The 16334-nt window shown below is 68.7% G+C and carries 18 protein-coding genes; 5 read left to right on the plus strand and 13 right to left on the minus strand.

The genetic code is table 11. The annotated features are described in order from the left end of the window. Nucleotides 1-64: 64 nt before the first annotated feature. From WMK75_RS02525 to WMK75_RS02535, 3 genes are read left to right on the plus strand one after another with little or no spacing between them, the layout of a single operon-like run. Nucleotides 65-1114, plus strand: coding sequence for an ATP-binding cassette domain-containing protein (locus tag WMK75_RS02525; RefSeq protein ID WP_347266084.1), 1050 nt, complete (start codon nucleotides 65-67; stop codon nucleotides 1112-1114). Further along, complete coding sequence (locus WMK75_RS02530) at nucleotides 1104-1778, plus strand: methionine ABC transporter permease (RefSeq protein WP_347266085.1); 675 nt, start codon at nucleotides 1104-1106, stop codon at nucleotides 1776-1778. The genes WMK75_RS02525 and WMK75_RS02530 overlap by 11 nt, the downstream gene beginning before the upstream one ends. A 17-nt stretch (nucleotides 1779-1795) precedes the next feature. After that, entirely contained in the window at nucleotides 1796-2578 is a 783-nt protein-coding gene (locus WMK75_RS02535) for a MetQ/NlpA family ABC transporter substrate-binding protein (protein ID WP_347266086.1), read from the plus strand. 141 nt (nucleotides 2579-2719) lie between these two features. On the opposite strand, the gene WMK75_RS02540 is transcribed toward WMK75_RS02535, so the two are convergent. From WMK75_RS02540 to coxB, 11 genes are all read right to left on the minus strand, one after another. Continuing rightward, nucleotides 2720-3064, minus strand: a complete 345-nt coding sequence (locus WMK75_RS02540) for a NirD/YgiW/YdeI family stress tolerance protein (protein WP_347266087.1) — start codon at nucleotides 3062-3064, stop codon at nucleotides 2720-2722. A gap of 206 nt (nucleotides 3065-3270) precedes the next feature. Further along, nucleotides 3271-4683, minus strand: a complete 1413-nt coding sequence (locus WMK75_RS02545; protein WP_347266088.1) for an FAD-binding oxidoreductase — start codon at nucleotides 4681-4683, stop codon at nucleotides 3271-3273. Next, a complete protein-coding gene (locus WMK75_RS02550) occupies nucleotides 4683-5267 on the minus strand; it encodes a GNAT family protein (RefSeq protein WP_347266089.1) in 585 nt (194 codons plus the stop codon). Before WMK75_RS02550 ends, WMK75_RS02545 begins: the two co-directional genes overlap by 1 nt. After that, nucleotides 5267-6532 carry a pitrilysin family protein gene (locus tag WMK75_RS02555; RefSeq protein ID WP_347266090.1) on the minus strand — a complete coding sequence of 422 codons (1266 nt, stop codon included), beginning with the start codon at nucleotides 6530-6532 and terminating at the stop codon, nucleotides 5267-5269. The genes WMK75_RS02550 and WMK75_RS02555 overlap by 1 nt, the downstream gene beginning before the upstream one ends. Next, on the minus strand, nucleotides 6529-7920 hold the full coding sequence (gene thrC / locus WMK75_RS02560) for a threonine synthase (protein WP_347266091.1): 1392 nt from the start codon (nucleotides 7918-7920) through the stop codon (nucleotides 6529-6531). Before thrC ends, WMK75_RS02555 begins: the two co-directional genes overlap by 4 nt. A 9-nt stretch (nucleotides 7921-7929) precedes the next feature. After that, the gene (locus WMK75_RS02565) at nucleotides 7930-8601 is read right to left on the minus strand and encodes an SURF1 family protein (protein ID WP_347266092.1); all 672 of its coding nucleotides are present in this window, start codon (nucleotides 8599-8601) and stop codon (nucleotides 7930-7932) included. A 62-nt stretch (nucleotides 8602-8663) separates the two neighbouring features. Further along, entirely contained in the window at nucleotides 8664-9464 is an 801-nt protein-coding gene (locus WMK75_RS02570) for a cytochrome c oxidase subunit 3 (RefSeq protein WP_347266093.1), read from the minus strand. 34 nt (nucleotides 9465-9498) lie between these two features. Continuing rightward, nucleotides 9499-10074, minus strand: coding sequence for a cytochrome c oxidase assembly protein (locus WMK75_RS02575; RefSeq protein WP_347266094.1), 576 nt, complete (start codon nucleotides 10072-10074; stop codon nucleotides 9499-9501). Then, the gene (locus tag WMK75_RS02580) at nucleotides 10071-10325 is read right to left on the minus strand and encodes a hypothetical protein (protein ID WP_347266095.1); all 255 of its coding nucleotides are present in this window, start codon (nucleotides 10323-10325) and stop codon (nucleotides 10071-10073) included. The genes WMK75_RS02575 and WMK75_RS02580 overlap by 4 nt, the downstream gene beginning before the upstream one ends. Continuing rightward, on the minus strand, nucleotides 10319-11236 hold the full coding sequence (gene cyoE / locus WMK75_RS02585) for a heme o synthase (RefSeq protein WP_347266096.1): 918 nt from the start codon (nucleotides 11234-11236) through the stop codon (nucleotides 10319-10321). The genes WMK75_RS02580 and cyoE overlap by 7 nt, the downstream gene beginning before the upstream one ends. Before the next feature lie 9 nt (nucleotides 11237-11245). Further along, nucleotides 11246-12139 (minus strand): cytochrome c oxidase subunit II, encoded by an 894-nt coding sequence (gene coxB / locus WMK75_RS02590; protein ID WP_347266097.1) that lies wholly within the window; start codon nucleotides 12137-12139, stop codon nucleotides 11246-11248. A gap of 163 nt (nucleotides 12140-12302) precedes the next feature. Here coxB and tldD point away from each other — a divergent pair, with 163 nt between their 5' ends. Continuing rightward, nucleotides 12303-13721 carry a metalloprotease TldD gene (gene tldD / locus WMK75_RS02595; protein ID WP_347266098.1) on the plus strand — a complete coding sequence of 473 codons (1419 nt, stop codon included), beginning with the start codon at nucleotides 12303-12305 and terminating at the stop codon, nucleotides 13719-13721. A 104-nt stretch (nucleotides 13722-13825) separates the two neighbouring features. Beyond that, nucleotides 13826-15046, plus strand: coding sequence for a DNA-processing protein DprA (dprA, locus tag WMK75_RS02600; RefSeq protein ID WP_347266099.1), 1221 nt, complete (start codon nucleotides 13826-13828; stop codon nucleotides 15044-15046). 50 nt (nucleotides 15047-15096) lie between these two features. On the opposite strand, the gene WMK75_RS02605 is transcribed toward dprA, so the two are convergent. After that, nucleotides 15097-15594 (minus strand): SRPBCC family protein, encoded by a 498-nt coding sequence (locus tag WMK75_RS02605; protein WP_347266100.1) that lies wholly within the window; start codon nucleotides 15592-15594, stop codon nucleotides 15097-15099. Nucleotides 15595-15677: 83 nt separating this feature from the next. After that, the gene (locus WMK75_RS02610) at nucleotides 15678-16268 is read right to left on the minus strand and encodes a DUF308 domain-containing protein (RefSeq protein WP_347266101.1); all 591 of its coding nucleotides are present in this window, start codon (nucleotides 16266-16268) and stop codon (nucleotides 15678-15680) included. Between the last annotated feature and the right edge of the window lie 66 nt (nucleotides 16269-16334).

Raw genomic sequence — 16334 nt, forward strand, 5'->3', positions numbered from 1 at the left:
GCCCGGCCCCTTGCCAAGCCCGCCCCCGCAGGCATAGGTCAGCCCTGACTTTCGGGACGGGAAGATGGCAGAGCCGGCAATCTCATTTCAGGGCACGACGCGGCGCTATCCGCAAAAGGGTGGTGCCGGCGATGTCGTGGCGCTGCACGACATCTGGCTGGACGTGCCGCAGGGCGCGATCACCGGCATCATCGGCCGTTCGGGCGCTGGCAAATCCACGCTTCTGCGCATGGTGAACGGGCTTGAACGCCCCTCCTCGGGCAAGGTGATGGTGAACGGGCGCGACGTGGGCGCGGCCTCGGACGGGCAATTGCGCGCCATCCGGCGCGAGGTCGGGATGATCTTCCAGCATTTCAACCTGCTTTCCTCGCGCACGGTGGCGGAAAACATTGCCCTGCCGCTGGAGATCGCCGGCGAGCCGCGCCGCCTCATCACCCCCCGCGTCGCGGAGCTGATCGCGCGCGTGGGCCTTGGCGCCCAGGCCGGGCGCTATCCGGCGGAACTGTCGGGCGGGCAGAAACAGCGCGTCGGCATCGCCCGCGCCCTGGCCACCGGGCCGCGGGTGCTGCTCTCGGACGAGGCCACATCGGCGCTTGATCCCGACACCACGCGCCAGGTGCTGGACCTTTTGCAGGATATCAACCGCGACCTCGGCCTGACCATCCTCTTGATCACCCATGAAATGGCGGTGGTGCGCGACATCTGCAGCCATGTCGCGGTGATCGAGGCCGGCCGCATCGTCGAGGCGGGCGAGACCTATCAGGTCTTCTCGCGCCCCGGCCATGCCACCACGCGATCCTTCCTGCAAGGCGTGACCAGCGTCGCCATCCCGCGTTTCGTCGCCGGCATGCTGCGCGAGGCGCCCGAGGGCAAGGATGCCGAGGCAGTGATCCAGATCACCTTCACCGGCCAGCACGCCACCGATCCGATGCTGGCGCGGCTGACCGCGGAGCGCGGCGTCAGCATCAATATCCTGGCCGGCGCCATCGAGGAGATCGGCACCCAGCCCTTCGGCAGCCTGATCGTCGGCCTGCCGGCGCCGCGGCTGGCGGAATCGCGGCAATTCCTGGAAGAACACGGGCTGATGATCGAGGTGCTTGGCTATGTCGGCTAACCTGGTGGCGATCCTCTGGGGCTCGACGCTGCAGACGCTTTACATGGTGGCGATGTCGGCGCTGCTGGGCACGCTGATCGGGGCGCCGCTGGGCATCTTTCTTGCCACCTCGCGCCGGGGGGAACTGCTCTCGGCGCCGGTGCTGAACGCCGTGCTGGGGCTGGTGGTGAACGCGGCGCGCTCGACGCCGTTCATTATCCTGGTGGTGGCGATCATCCCCTTCACGCGACTGATCGCGGGCACCTCGATCGGCACCACGGCGGCGATCGTGCCGCTGACCATCGCCAGCGCCCCCTTCATCGCCCGGCTGATCGAGACCGCGATCCGCGACGTGGACGCGGGCCTGATCGAGGCTGCCCGCGCCATGGGCGCCACGCCTGGCCAGATACTGCGCAAGGTGCTGGTCCCCGAGGCCATGCCCGGCATCGTCCTGGGCCTGACGCTGGCCGTGGTCAGCCTGATCGGCTATTCCGCCATGGTCGGCGCGGTCGGCGGCGGGGGCCTGGGCGATCTGGGAATCCGCTACGGCTATCAGCGCTTCATGCCGGGGGTGATGCTGGCGGTGGTGGTCATCCTCATCGTCATGGTGCAGCTGGTCCAAAGCTGCGGCGAATGGATCGCGGCCCGTTTCGACAAGCGCGCGCCCCGCAACCGGGGCCGGTAACCACGAAAGGAACCCTCATGCGCAAATTCCGCATTGCCGCCCTGACCTCGGCCCTCGTGCTGCTGGCCGGCATGGCCGCGGCCGAGAACATCAAGGTCGGCGTCAGCGTCGGCGAACATGCCGAGATCATGGAGCAGGTCGCCAAGGTCGCCGAAGCCAGGGGGCTGAACATCGAGATCCTCGAATTCACCGATTATGTCGTGCCGAACCAGGCGCTGAACGACGGCGACCTGCAGGCGAACAGCTTTCAGCACCAGCCCTATCTGGACAACCAGATCAAGGACCGCGGCTTTGACCTGGTGGCGATCGGCAAGACCATCACCACGCCCATGGGCATCTATTCCGAAAGGCTGAAATCGCTGGACGAGCTGGCTGACGGCGCCAAGGTGGCGCTGCCCAACGACCCGACGAACGGCGGCCGGGCGCTGCTGCTGTTGCAAGACAAGGGCGTGATCGGACTGGCCGATGGCGTGGGGCTGACGCCGACGCCCTTGGACGTGACCAAGAACCCCAAGGGCCTGCAGTTCCTGGAACTGGACGCGGCGCAGCTGCCGCGCGCCCTGGCCGATGCCGATGTGGCAATCATCAACACCAATTACGCGCTGGAAGCCGGGCTGAACCCGGAAAAGGACGCCATTGCCATCGAGGCCGCCGAAAGCCCCTATGCCAATATCATCGTGGTGCGCAGCGCCGACAAGGACGCGCCCTGGGCCAAGGCGCTGGTCGAGGCCTATCACTCGCCCGAGGTGAAGAAATACATCCAGGACAAATACACCGGCGCGGTGATCCCGGCCTGGTGATCCTGTGACTTGCGGACCCTGAAACAGAACGCCCCGCAGCTTCGCGGGGCGTTTTCCCTTCCCGGGATCAGCGCCCTTCACCGGTCATGCGAACAGGCGAAAGGCGCCCTTGCGCGATCGGATCGCAGGCAGGCAGACCCGCTATTCGACCACCTCGAGGCGGTTGACATCGATGTAGCGGCCCCTGATCCCGCGCTCGACCTCGCCATGCAGGCGGACGTTGGTCTCGGGGCCCACGGTCTTGCCGCGGAAGGCGATGCGATCGATTTCGGCGGTTATCGTGCCGGTGTGATCCTTGAAGGTGTAATATTCCTCGCGCTGATGGCCGATGATGTTCCCGGTCAAGATGACCCGGGTATCCGGGCGCGCCTCTGCTGCCTCGGCAACCGTGGTTGCTTTCGTCTTGCTGGGGCCGACGAACTGGGCCAGCGCCGGCGTGCCGGCCAGGGCCGCCGCGACCGAGAAGGCAATCGCAAGCTTCTTCATTAACTACTCCCTCATTGATGATGCGCCGCCACGATCGAGCCGCGTCTGCACAGGCTGCGGGCAGGATGCGCCCTTTTCAAGCTGCCGATTGCCGCAGCTTGCACATGGGCCGCCATGCTGGCGTGGCGGACACATTTGGCGTCGCCCGGGACGCGCGTTTCCCGGCCGGCGGATCTTGCCGCGGGCCGGGAGCTGTCCGGAGCATTTCAGCCACCGGCCGGGTCCGAGGCCGCAAGCACCGCCCCCGGATTCATGATGCCCAGCGGGTCCAGCGCCGTCTTGAGCGCGCGCATCGCCGCCAGCCGGGCCGGATCGCCCCAGCGCTGCAGATCCGCGACCTTCAGCCGGCCGATGCCATGTTCGGCCGAGAACGAGCCGCCGCGCGCCACCACCATCTCATGGATCAGATGCGACAGCGCCTTGCGGCGGTCGTCGTAATCGCCGCGGCGGTGGCCCGGCGGCGGGAACAGGTTGTAATGCAGATTGCCATCGCCCAGATGGCCAAAGCAGTTGATGCGCAGCCCCTCGCCCGCCAGCGCCGCCCCCATGTCGCGGACGAAACCCGCGATCTCGGACAGCGGCAGGCTGATGTCATGGCTGGCGACGGCGCCGATGCGGCGGTTGGCCTCGGGGATGCTTTCGCGCAGATGCCAGAATCCCCCGGCCTGCTGGCCCGATTGCGCGATCACCGCGTCGCCGACCAGGCCGCGCGCCATGGCCTCGGCCAGCAGACCCTCCAGCGCCGCCTCGGGCGCCAGCCCCTCGGGCAGGCCGACCTCGATCAGCACCGACCAGGGCGCGCCCGGCAGCGGCTGGCGCAGCTCGGGCAGCACCTCGGACAGAAAGGCCAGTCCCTGGCCGGCGATCAGCTCAAAGGCGGTGACGCAGCCCGCCATGCGCGATTCTGCCAGCGCCAGCAGGGTCAGCGCCGCGCCGGGGTCGGTGACCGCGACCATGGCCGTGCCGATGCCCGCCGGCGGCAGCGCCAGTTTCAGGCTGGCGGCGGTGATGATGCCCAGGCTGCCCTCGGCGCCGATCATCAGATCGCGCAGGTCATAGCCGGTATTGTCCTTGCGCAGCCGCTTGAGGTCATGGACCACCGAGCCATCGGGCAGCACCGCCTCGATGCCCAGACACAGGGCGCGCGCCGTACCGTGGCGCAGCGCCGAGACGCCGCCGGCATTGGTGGCCAGGCAGCCGCCGATCATCGCCGTGCCCTGGCTGGCCAGCGACAGGGGAAACAGCCGCCCCGCCGCCGCCGCCGCCTCGCGCAAGCCCAGCAGCGTCATGCCGGCCTCGGCCACCGCGACATTCTCCTCGGGCCAGAGCCCGCGCAGGCCGTGCATGCGCTCCAGCGACAGGATCAGCGGCGCCGGGCCCTCGGGCATGACCTGGCCGCCGACCAGCCCGGTGCCGCCGCCGCGCGGCACGATGCCGACGCGCGCCGCGGCGCAGGCGCGCACCACCGCCGCGACCTCGGCCGTGTCCCTTGGCGCCGCCACCAGCCCGGCCCGGCCCTGCCAGCGGCCGCGCGGCTCCTCAAGATAGGCGGGGGCGAGCGGGCGCAGCACGCCTGCGGGCAGGGTCTCGGCCAGACGGGCATCGGCGGGGTTCAGCATCAGCCCGCCCCGGTCTTGCCGCGCCGGTCGTGGCGCAGGTTGGCGTAAAGCACATGGTTGCGCCAGCGGCCAGCGATCTGCAGATAGCTTTGCGCCACGCCCTCGTATTTGAAGCCCGACTGTTCCAGCACCCCGCGCGAAGGCGTGTTCTCGGGCAGGCAGGCGGCCTCGATGCGGCTGAGGTCCATCTCGGCGAAGGCGTGGCGGACCAGCACCGCCAGCGCCTCGCGCATGTAGCCCTGGCGGGCAAAGCGCCGGCCGATCCAGTAGCCGATGGTGCAGGATTGCGCCGGGCCGCGGCGGATGTTGTCCAGCGTCACCGCCCCCAGAAGACTGCCGTCGCGGCGGATCAGGAACAGGGGCAGCGCCGTGCCGTTGCGGCTGGCGCGCTGCGCCCAGTAGACGCGGTTGGTAAAGCTGCGCCGGGCCAGATGGTCGGCAGCCCAGACCGGCTCCCACGGGGACAGGAAGTCGCGGCTGTCCACCCGCAGTTCCGTCCAGGCGGTGAAATCCGCATGCACGGGCAAGCGCAGCACCATCCGCTCGGTCTCAAGGCGCAGCGGACGGTGGCGGGCAAAGAGCATCAGGCGGCCAGCCTCTCCAGCAGGGCCTCGCGCGTGGGGGCGGCCTCGACTGGGCCGTAAAGCGCCAGGGCCGGGCGCGCCGAGGCCAGCAGCCGCTGGGCATGGGCGCGGATCTCGGCCAGGCTGACCGCGTCGATGCGTTCGGCCACCTCGGTCGGGTCGGGCACCCTGCCCCAGATCGCCAGCGAGCGCGCCATGCGTTCAGCCTGCCCGGTCGGACTTTCCAGCCCCATCAGCAGCCCGGCCTTCAGCTGCGCGCGGGCACGGGCCACCTCGGCCTCGGTCATGTCCTCGGCCGAGCGCTTCATCTCGTCGATGGTGACATTGGCCAGATCGGCGATCTGCTCGCCCGAAGTGCCGGCATAGATCGTCACCATGCCGGTGTCGTCATGAAATCCCGATTGCGCGAAGATGGAATAGCACAGGCCCCGCTCTTCGCGCAGCTTCTGAAACAGCCGCGAGGACATGCCGCCCCCAAGCGCCGAGGTCCAGATCTGCGCCGCGTAGAAATCCGGTGCCTGATAGCCCGGCCCCTCGAAGGCCAGGGCGAAATGCGCCTGTTCCAGGTCCTTGACGCGCCGCGCCTCGGCGCCCTGCCAGCAGGCGGGCTCGCGCGCGGTCAGGGCGCGGGCCGGCAGCTGGCCAAAGATCGCCTCGACCTGGCGCAGGATGCGGTCATGATCCACGGCGCCGGCGGCGGCGACGATCATGCGCTCGGGGCCGTAATGTTCGGCGATGAAGCCGGTGAGGTCGGCGCGGGTGAAATGGCTGATGCGCTCGGCCGGGCCGAGGATGGTGCGGCCCATGGGCTGGTCGGGATAGGCGGCCTCCTGCAGCCAGTCGAAGATCACGTCGTCGGGCGTGTCCAGCGACTGGCCGATCTCTTGCAGGATGACGCCGCGCTCGACCTCGATCTCGCGCTGGTCGAACACCGGGTTCAGCACGATGTCGGAAATCACCTCCAGCGCCAGCGCCACGTCGCCCGCCAGCACCCGCACATAATAGCTGGTCACATCGCGCGAGGTATAGGCGTTGATATAGCCGCCGACATTCTCGATCTGCTCGACGATCTGCAGCGCGCTGCGGCTGGCGGTGCCCTTGAAGGCCATGTGTTCAAGGAAATGCGCGATGCCGTTCTGCTCGGCGCGTTCGTCGCGGCAGCCGGCATTGACCCAGACGCCGACGGCGGCGGAATGCAGCCCGGCCATGTCGCGGGTGACGACGCGCAACCCGTTCGGCAGCGTGCTGATACGGGTCTCGCTCATGCGCGCCTCCGGTCATGGATCAGCGCCTTGATCGCCGCCGGGTCATTGGCGACATGGGTCAGGCGCTCGGGGCGGGTGAAAAGTTCGGCCATATGCGCCGGCAAGGCCGGGCGCAGGCCGATGGCCGCCTCGACCGCATCGGGGAACTTGGCGGGATGCGCGGTCGAGAGCGTGATCATCGGCACGCCGGGGCGCAGGTTCTCGCGCGCGAGTTTCACGGCGACGGCGGTATGCGGGCAGATCACCTCGCCGGTCTCGCGGTGGATGGTGGCGATGGTCTCGCCGGTCTCGGCCTCGGAGACGCGGCCGGACTTGTAGGTGGCCATCAGCCCGTGCAGCACGCCGGCGCGGATCGAGAAGCCGCCCTCTGACCGCAGCTCCTCCATCAGCCGCGAGACCTCGGCGCCGTCGCGGCCGCAGGCGAGCCACAGCGCGCGCTCGAAGTTCGAGCTGACCTGGATGTCCATGGACGGGCTGATCGAGGGCCGCACCGTGCCGACCCGGTATTCGCCCTCGCTCAGCGCCCGGTGCAGGATGTCGTTCTGGTTCGTCGCCACCCAGAGCTTGCCGATCTGCAGCCCCATGCTGCGCGCGATGGCACCGGCAAGGACATCGCCGAAATTGCCGGTGGGCACGGTGAAATCCACCGGCCGCAGCGGCGCCCCCAGGCTGGCGGCGGCGGTGAAGTAATAGACGATCTGCGCCAGCACCCGCGCCCAGTTGATCGAATTGACCCCGGCAAGGCCCACGCCGTCGCGAAACTCATGGTCGTTGAACAGGTCCTTGAGCCGCGCCTGGCAGTCGTCGAACGTGCCCTCGACCGCCAGCGCATGCACGTTCGCGTCCGCGGGCGTGGTCATCTGCCGACGCTGCACCTCGCTGACGCGCCCGTGCGGATACATGATGAACACATCGACATTGGGCAAACCGCGAAAGGCCTCGATCGCCGCCGAGCCGGTATCGCCCGAGGTGGCGCCGAGGATCGTCACCCGCTGCCCCGAACGCGCCAGCGCCAGCTGGAACAGCTGGCCGATCAGCTGCATGGCGAAATCCTTGAAGGCCAGGGTGGGGCCGTGAAACAGTTCCAGCAGGTGATGGCCCGGCGCCAGCTGCACCAGCGGCGCGCGCGCGACATGGTCGAATCCGGCATAGGCGCGGGCAATCGCGGCGGACAGTTCGGCATCCGTCAGGCAATCGCCGACAAAGGGGCGGATGACGCGCTGCGCCACCTGTTCATAGGGCAGACCGTCCAGCCGGGCGATTTCCGCGATCGAGAACATCGGCAGCGCCTCGGGCAGGTAAAGTCCGCCGTCGCGCGCCAGCCCGGTCAGCATCGCCTGTTCGAAGTCGAGGACCGGAGCCTGCCCCCGCGTGGAAACGTAACGCATCGTATACCCCTAGAATTGCCGCTGTCTGATACGCCAGATCAGCGCCACTGTCATCCCTGCCCAGGCGGCGGCGATCAGGAACCATTGCACGGCATAGCTGAGGTGGTTGTTGGGGATGCCCAGCGCCGAGACCGGCAGCGGCTGCACCCCCTGCGCGTCGCCGCGCAACTCGGCGGCGACGACCAGCACCGGCTCGGTGCCAAGCTGCTTGGCCATCGCCGGCACGTCGCGGGCGAACCAGATGTTCGCCTCCAGATTCGGCGCCGGCGTGGCGCTGCCGCGCTCGTCGGGCCAGTGCAGGTTTCCCGCGACCTGCAGATCGACCGGCGGGCGCGGGTCGCGCTTGTGGTCCTGATCGACAAAGCCGCGGTCCAGCAGGATCCGCCGGCCGTCCTCGGTCACGAAGCCCGAGATCACCTGATAGCCGCCGCCCGATTCGCGCGTGCCCGAGAGCACGTCGATCTCGTCGCCGGTGGTGCGGCCGGCGACCAGCACCGGCATGAATTTCATCCCCGGATCGACCTGCGCCGGCAGCGGTTGCGGCACCCCCTCGATGCGGCGCTGGATCTCGGCGATCTGCGCCTGTTTCCAGTCCAGTCGCCGCAGCTGCCACATGCCCAGCGAGACCAGGATGGCGCAGCCGACCACGCCCAGGATCAGCGGGAACAGATATCGGCGCATGCGGTCTCCGACGGAAATGGCGCGGATGTTCTGCCGCCCGCGCCCTCGTCAGGCGGTGCGGGTCAGCGTCCCCAGATATAGATCACCACGAACAGGAACAGCCAGACCACATCGACGAAATGCCAGTACCAGGCCGCGGCCTCGAAGCCGACATGCTGCTCCTGCGTCATCTGGCCCTTCATCATGCGCACCAGGCAGACGAACAGGAACACCGTGCCGATGATGACATGGAAGCCGTGAAAGCCGGTGGCCATGAAGAATGTGCCGGCATAGACCGTATCGGCAAGGCCGAAGGCGGCGTGGCTGTATTCGAAGGCCTGCAGCGCGGTGAATGCGAGGCCAAGGATCACCGCCACGGCCAGGCCGCGGATCGTGGTCTTGCGGTCGCCGTCATGGACGAAGGCATGGTGCGCCCAGGTCACCGCGACACCGGACAAGAGCAGGATCAGCGTGTTGATCAGCGGCAAGTGCCAGGGGTCGAAGGTCACGATGCCCTCGGGCGGCCAGACGCCGTCCTTGATCGGGCTCTCGGGCCCCATTGGATAAAGCGCGTTCTTGATGAAGGCCCAGAACCAGGCGACGAAGAACATCACCTCGGACATGATGAACAGGATGAAGCCGTATTGCAGGCTGATGCGCACCACGGGCGTATGCTCGCCGGCGTCGCCCTCATGCACGACATCGGACCACCAGCCGAACATGACGTAAAGCACGCCGGCAAAGCCGATCAGGAACAGCCAGGGCGCGCCGGTCTTCATCCACAGCACGCCGCCGGTCAGCATGACGAAGGCCGCGATGGCACCGAGGAACGGCCAGATCGACGGAGGCAGGATCTGATAGTCGTGGTTCTTTGCTTGGGCCATGGCTGCGTATCCGGCTGTTGCTGGTTCTTGTCGGTCAGTTTACGGGCGGCGCCGCCTGCAGGTCCAGCGCCGCCTGTCGGGGCGCCGGCGCATCGGTCCGGTGGAAGGTATAGGACAGGGTGATGTCGCGGATGCGGCCGGCATCGCGGTCCTTGACCAGGGCGGCATCGACAAAGAAGGTCACCGGCATCTCGACGCGCTCGCCGGGTTGCAGGGTCTGCTCGGTAAAGCAGAAACATTCGATCTTGTTGAAGAAATACCCGGCGGCATCGGGGGCGACATTATAGCTGGCGGCGCCGGTGATCGGCTGGTCGCTGTTGTTGACCGCCTCGTAGAAGGCGATGGCATTCTCGCCGATGCGCAGGTTCATCTCGCGCTGCAGTGGGCGAAAGCTCCAGTCGAGGTTCGGATCGACGTTGGAATCGAAGCGCACGCGCACCATCTCGTCGAGGACGACATCCGAGGGCGCCTCGGCGACATTGGGGGTGCCGGCAAAGCCGGTGACGCGGCAGAACCAGGAATAGAACGGCACCGCCGCCCAGGCGGCCGCACCCATGAACAGCACCACGCCCAGCAGCATGGCGACGATGCGCCGGTTCGCGCCGCTCATCGGCTGACCTCCGCGGCGGGCGTGCCGGGCGCGGCAAGCGGCGCCGTTTCGGCGGGCGGGTTCGGGTCGGGCGGCAGCACCGAGGCGCGCGGGCGATGATCATAGCCCTGCATCATGTCGCCGCGGGTGATCTTGACCACCGAAAGCCCGAAGATCAGCGCGACAAAGCCCAGAAGCACCAGCAAAAGCCCGATGTTGCGGCTGCGCCGGCGGCGGTGCAATTCATGTTCGACCCGCGGCAGCATCACCATCCCCCGACCCCGTGCTGCACCAAGAGCGCCAGGAAATGCAGGAACAGATAGAGCAGCGACAGCCGGAAATAGCGCTTCTCGACCAGATAGCCGTCGGCCTGCGCCGCCGCCTCGTCGCGCATCATGACGCGCCAGCCACCCAGGATGAACAGCAGGTTCAGCACCAGCGCGACCGCCAGATAGACGGGCCCGCCGACCGAAGTCAGGCCAAGCCCCAGCGCGAAGGGCGCCAGCACCAGCGCATAGGCGAAGATGTGGCGCCGCGCCACCTTGCGGCCATGCGTGACCGTCAGCATCGGCACGCCGGCGCGGGAATAGTCGTCCTTCATGAACAGCGCCAGCGCCCAGAAATGCGGCGGCGTCCAGAAGAAGATCAGCGCGAACATCAAGAGCGATTCGATGCCGATGCCGCCGGTGGCGCAGGCCCAGCCGATCATCGGCGGAAAGGCCCCGGCAGCGCCGCCGATGACGATGTTCTGCGGCGTCGAGCGTTTCAGCCAGATCGTATAGACCACGGCATAGAAGAAGATGGTGAAGGCCAGGAATCCCGCCGCGAACCAGTTCGCCGCCAGCCCCAGCATCATCACTGACAGGCCCGACAGCGCCAGGCCCAGGGCAAGCGCCTCGTCGGGGGCGACGCGGCCCGAGGGGATCGGGCGCGCGCGCGTGCGCTTCATCACCGCGTCGATGTCGGCGTCATACCACATGTTGAGCGCGCCCGAGGCGCCGCCACCCAGCGCGATGAACAGCACCGCACAGAAAGCAACAAAAGGGTTGACCGGCTCGGGCGCGATCCACAGCCCGACGAAGGCGGTGAACACCACCAGCGACATGACGCGCGGCTTCAGCAGCGCGACGTAATCGCGGAATTCCGCCTCGGCCGCGCCCTCATATGCGTTGATGTCCGCCACGGCCGGCCCTTACCTGGCCTGCGCCAGCCGCACCGGCTGCGCCGGCAGCAGGCCCGAGGCGTCGGCCGAGAACTGTTCCTTGGCGCCGGCAAGCCAGGCGTCGTATTTCTCCTGGCTGACGGCCTTGACCACGATCGGCATATAGGCGTGGTTGATGCCGCACAGTTCCGAGCACTGGCCGAAATAGACCCCCTCCTGATCGACCGAGAACCAGAGCTGCGCGATGCGCCCGGGCACCGCGTCCTGTTTGACGGCAAAGGCCGGCACGGTCCAGGCGTGGATCACGTCGGTGGCGGTGACCTGCACCAGCACCTTCTTGCCCACCGGCACCACCACCGGATTGTCGGCGGCCAGCAGGTATTCGCTTTCCTCGTAGCCGGCGTCGGCCAGGTCGGCCTTGTCCAGCAGCAGCGCGTCAAAGGCGATGCCGTCGTCGGGATATTCATAGGACCAGTACCACTGGTGGCCAATGGCCTTGATCACCAGGTCGGGGTCGTTGGGCATCTCCTGGCTGCGGAACAGGATCGGCAGCGAGAAGGCGCCGATCGCCACCAGGATCAGCACCGGCACCAGCGTCCAGGTCACCTCGAGCGGGGTGTTGTGGGTAAAGCGCGCCGGCACCGGATTGCTGCGGCTGTTGAAGCGGATAATGCAGTAAAGCATCAGCAGGCAGACCAGCGCCGTCACCGCGGTGATGATGACCAGCACGAAATAGTCCAGCCATTGCTGGTCATGCGCCAGCGGGCTCGAGGCCGGCTGAAAACCCATGGCGCCGTTCACCGGCTTGCCGATCACCGGCAGGTCGCGCAGCATGTCCTGCGCCAGCGCCGGCGCGGCCAGGATCGCCGCCAGTCCAAGGCCCGTTACCGCCACGCCCCCGCGGCGCTTCGTCGCATTTGCCATCTTGCCATCCCGTTGCATACACTGCTGTCGGCGGACCCCTGTCCTGCGGCCTGCCCGACCCTGTTTCCCAACCAGAACCATATCTTGTCCCGACGGGCAAGCCATTGCTATCGACTTCCGGGCAAAAACCCCCTAGGCGAAGGCTGCAGCCAAGGACGGTTCCATGACAGACGCCTTCTCTCCGTTTCAGACCCTGCTGGACCGCGACCGCGCGCTGGCCATCCTGCGCGAGGCGCTGGCGGGGGCCGAGGATGGCGAGCTGTTTTTGGAACGCGCGCGCGCCGAGGCGCTGGTTCTGGACGACGGCCGGCTGCGTACCGCCAGCTATGACGCCGAGCAGGGATTCGGCCTGCGCGCCGTGCAGGGCGAGGTCACCGGCTATGCCCATTCGACCGAGATCACCGAGGCGGCGCTGAAGGATGCCGCCCGCACCGTGCGTCTGGCGGTCGGCGCCGGCGGCGCCAGGCTGGCCTTGCCCCCCTCGGGGCCGACGCCGCCGCTTTACGCCGCCATCGACCCGGCCGCCGGCGTCAGCTTTGCCGCGCGCGTGGCGCTTTTGCGCGAGATCGACGATTTCGCCCGCGGGCTGGATCCACGGGTGGTGCAGGTCTCGGCCAGCATCACCACCTCGGTGCAGGAGGTGGCGATCCTGCGCCCGGAGGGCGGGCTCGCCTGCGACACCCGGCCGATGGCGCGGCTGAACGTGGCGGTGATCGTCGAATCGAACAGCCGGCGCGAATCGGGCAATGCCGGCGGCGGCGGACGCGTGGCGCTGGACGGGATCGTGGCGCCCGGCCACTGGCAGGCGCTAGTGCACGAGGCGCTGCGCATCGCCCTGGTCAACCTGCGCTCGGTTCCCGCACCCGCGGGGGTGATGGACGTGGTGCTGGGCCCCGGCTGGCCCGGCATCCTGCTGCACGAGGCGGTGGGCCACGGGCTGGAGGGCGATTTCAACCGCAAGGGCCATTCGGCCTTTGCCGGGCTTCTGGGCCGGCGCGTCGCCGCCCCCGGCGTCACGGTGATCGACGACGGCACCATCCCGGATCGGCGCGGCTCGATCAGCGTCGATGACGAAGGCACGCCGCCCGGCCGCAACGTGCTGATCGAGGACGGCATCCTGACCGGCTATATGCAGGACCGCCAGAACGCCCGACTGATGGGCGTTCAGGCGACCGGCAACGGCCGGCGGCAAAGCTATGCCCATGCGCCCATGCCGCGGATGACCAATACCTTCATGCTGGCCGGTCCCGACGATCCCGAGGCGATTCTGGCCGGGCTCGAGGACGGGATCCATGCCGTGGGCTTTGGCGGCGGCCAGGTGGACATCACCAATGGCAAGTTCGTGTTTTCCTGCACCGAGGCCTATCGGGTCAGGAACGGCCGGGTGGGCGATCCGATCCGCGGCGCGACGCTGATCGGCGACGGCGCCACCGCGCTGCAGCAGATCCGCGCCATCGGCAACGACCTGGCGCTGGACCCGGGGGTCGGCAATTGCGGCAAGCAGGGGCAGTGGGTGCCGGTGGGCGTGGGCCTGCCGACGCTGCGCATCGGCGGGCTGACCATCGGCGGCTCGGCCGCCTGATCCCTGTGCATCTGGGGCTGGTCGCGGCCGGTCCTGTCCGGCTAACCCATTCTTAACCATTGCCGTGCCATGACTGTCCCTGCGGATGAGGCAAAGGCAGGGACATGACGGCAGGACCGCGCTCTTTCGACCCCCACCACACCCCCCACCGTCCGAAGGGGGACGGGCTGGCCGCCCTGCGCCTCATCCGCTCGCGCCGCGTGGGTCCGGCGACATTCCACCGGCTGATCGCCGAACACGGCAGCGCCGGGGCGGCGCTGGCCGCCCTGCCCGGCATCGCCCGCGCCGCCGGGATCGAGGATTACGCCCCCTGCCCGCTGTCCCGGGCCGAGGCGGAACTGGCCGCCGGCCAGCGCGCCGGCGCCCGGCTGCTGCTGTGGGACGATCCCGACTATCCGGCGCGGCTGCGCGACATCCCCGAGGCACCGGCGCTGCTGTGGCTGCGCGGCGACATGGCGGCGCTGCAGGCGCTGCCGGTCGCGGTCATCGGCGCGCGCAACGCCTCGTCGCTGGGGCTGCGCATGGCGCGTGGCATGGCGGCGGGGCTCACGCAGGCCGGCGCGGTGGTGATCGCGGGGCTCGCGCGCGGCATCGACACCGTAGCGCATGAGGCGGCCCTGCCGGGTGGCACCATCGCCGTCCTCGCCGGCGGCATCGACATGATCTATCCCGCCGAGAATGCCGGCCTCGCCGAGGCGATCTGCGAGCAGGGCCTGCTGGTCTCGGAACAGCCGCCGGGGACCGAGGCCGTGGCCCGGCATTTCCCGGCCCGCAACCGCATCGTCTCGGGCCTGTCGCAGGGCGTGGTGGTGGTCGAGGCGGCGCATCGTTCGGGCAGCCTGATCACTGCGCGCTGCGCGCTGGACCAGGGACGCGAGGTGATGGCGGTGCCCGGCCACCCGATGGATGCCCGCGCCGCCGGCTGCAATGCGCTGATCCGCGACGGCGCGCTGCTGGTCAGGAACTCTGCCGATGTACTGGCGCAGCTTCAGCCCGATGCCACCGACCGTATCGCGACCACCCGGGCGCCACGGCCTGCGCCCGCGCCGCCGCCACCGGCGATGACGCGCCGGCTTGCCGATCTTGCGCAGGACGGGCGACGCGCGCTGGCCGCGGTCATTTCGACACCCGTGGCCCCGGGCGGGCCGGCGAACCTCGAGGGGCGGATCCTCGCCCGGCTCAACCCCGCCCCGACCGAGGAGAACATGCTGATCCGCGATCTGGGCGTGCCCGCCGCGACCCTGGCCCCGGCCATCCTGGCACTGGAACTGGCGGGGCGCATCCAGCGCGTCGCCGGCGGCCGGCTGGCGCTGGCGGGCGGCTGAGCGCCCGCGCCATGGCATTGCATCCGCCGCCGCAGGGGCGGCGGGCCGGATCAGCCCAGCAAGTCCTGATAACCGCGCCGGGCCGCCAGATACAGCTCGAACGGAAAGCGGATCGGCACCCCTTCAAGCGCGGCAGCGAGCATTTCCAGATGCGCGTCGAAACCGGCGCAGGCCTTGGCGATGTCCTCGCCCGCGGGCAGGCGCAGGGTCAGCACCAATTCGGTGCCGCCCTCGACGGGCGCCAGCGCCCAGTGCAGCGGCCGCTCGGGCTGCTCGCCGCTGCTCCAGGAATAGGCCAGCAGGCGCGGCGCCTCGATCTCTAGCACCGTGCTGTCGATCACCACGCCGCTGTCGCCGAAATCGACATGCACGCGGCCGCCCTGGCGCGGCTCGATCGTGCCGGGGGCCAGCCATTGGCCGATGCCCTGTTCCTCGGTCAGCAGGCGCCAGACCGTTTCCGGCGGATGCGGCAGGCGGCGTTCCAGCCTGCCCTCAAACCCGTCATCCAGGCGCCGGATCCGGCCCAGCGAAAGGGTGTCTTCAGTCATCTGTCTGCTCCTGAACAGCCGTCAGCACCGTTATTCGCCCGCCCGCCGCGAAGGTAAAGGGCCCTGCGGCAAAATGCCCGGCGCTAGACGGCCGGCGCCGCCGGGCTGCCGCGCACCTGCCAGGCCAGCAGCACCAGCGCCCCGCCCTCGGCGATCAGGCCAAGGCCCAGCGCCCCGCCGATCAGCCACAACCCGGATGCGGGCAGTGCCACCCAGAGCAGGATCGCCAGAACGATCTCGAACACGCCGCCGCCCAGCACCCAGGTCCAGCGCTCAAGCGGGCGCACCGACAGCGCAAAGACCACGCGCGAGATGCCCTGCACCATCAGCAGCACCACAAGCAGCATCGAGATCGTCAGCAGATTGTCCGCCGGGCTGCCAAGGAACAGCACGCCCACCACCACGAACAGCACCGCCGACACGATATGCAGCGGAAACGCCTGGGATGAGCGCGAGCCGATCAGGCTGGCCCCCTGCAGGGCGCCGACAAAGATCAGCAGCCAGCCCAGAAAGCCGTTTGCCGCGGTGGAATAGATCAGCGGAAAGATCACCGCGATGATCCCGGTCAGCGCAATCAGCCCGCCCTGCGCCATGTACCATAGCGAGTAGCGCTGGAACTGCAGTTGCACGGCATCCCGAAGGATCTGCGAGGCGGCGGTGATTGAATATGACATGCTACGATCCGGCTATGGTTGACGATGAGGCTGCTTGCCCTGCCCGGGCGCAGATTAGCGCAAGCC

The organism is Paracoccus sp. (in: a-proteobacteria) (genome assembly GCF_039808215.1).
GTDB lineage: Bacteria > Pseudomonadota > Alphaproteobacteria > Rhodobacterales > Rhodobacteraceae > Paracoccus.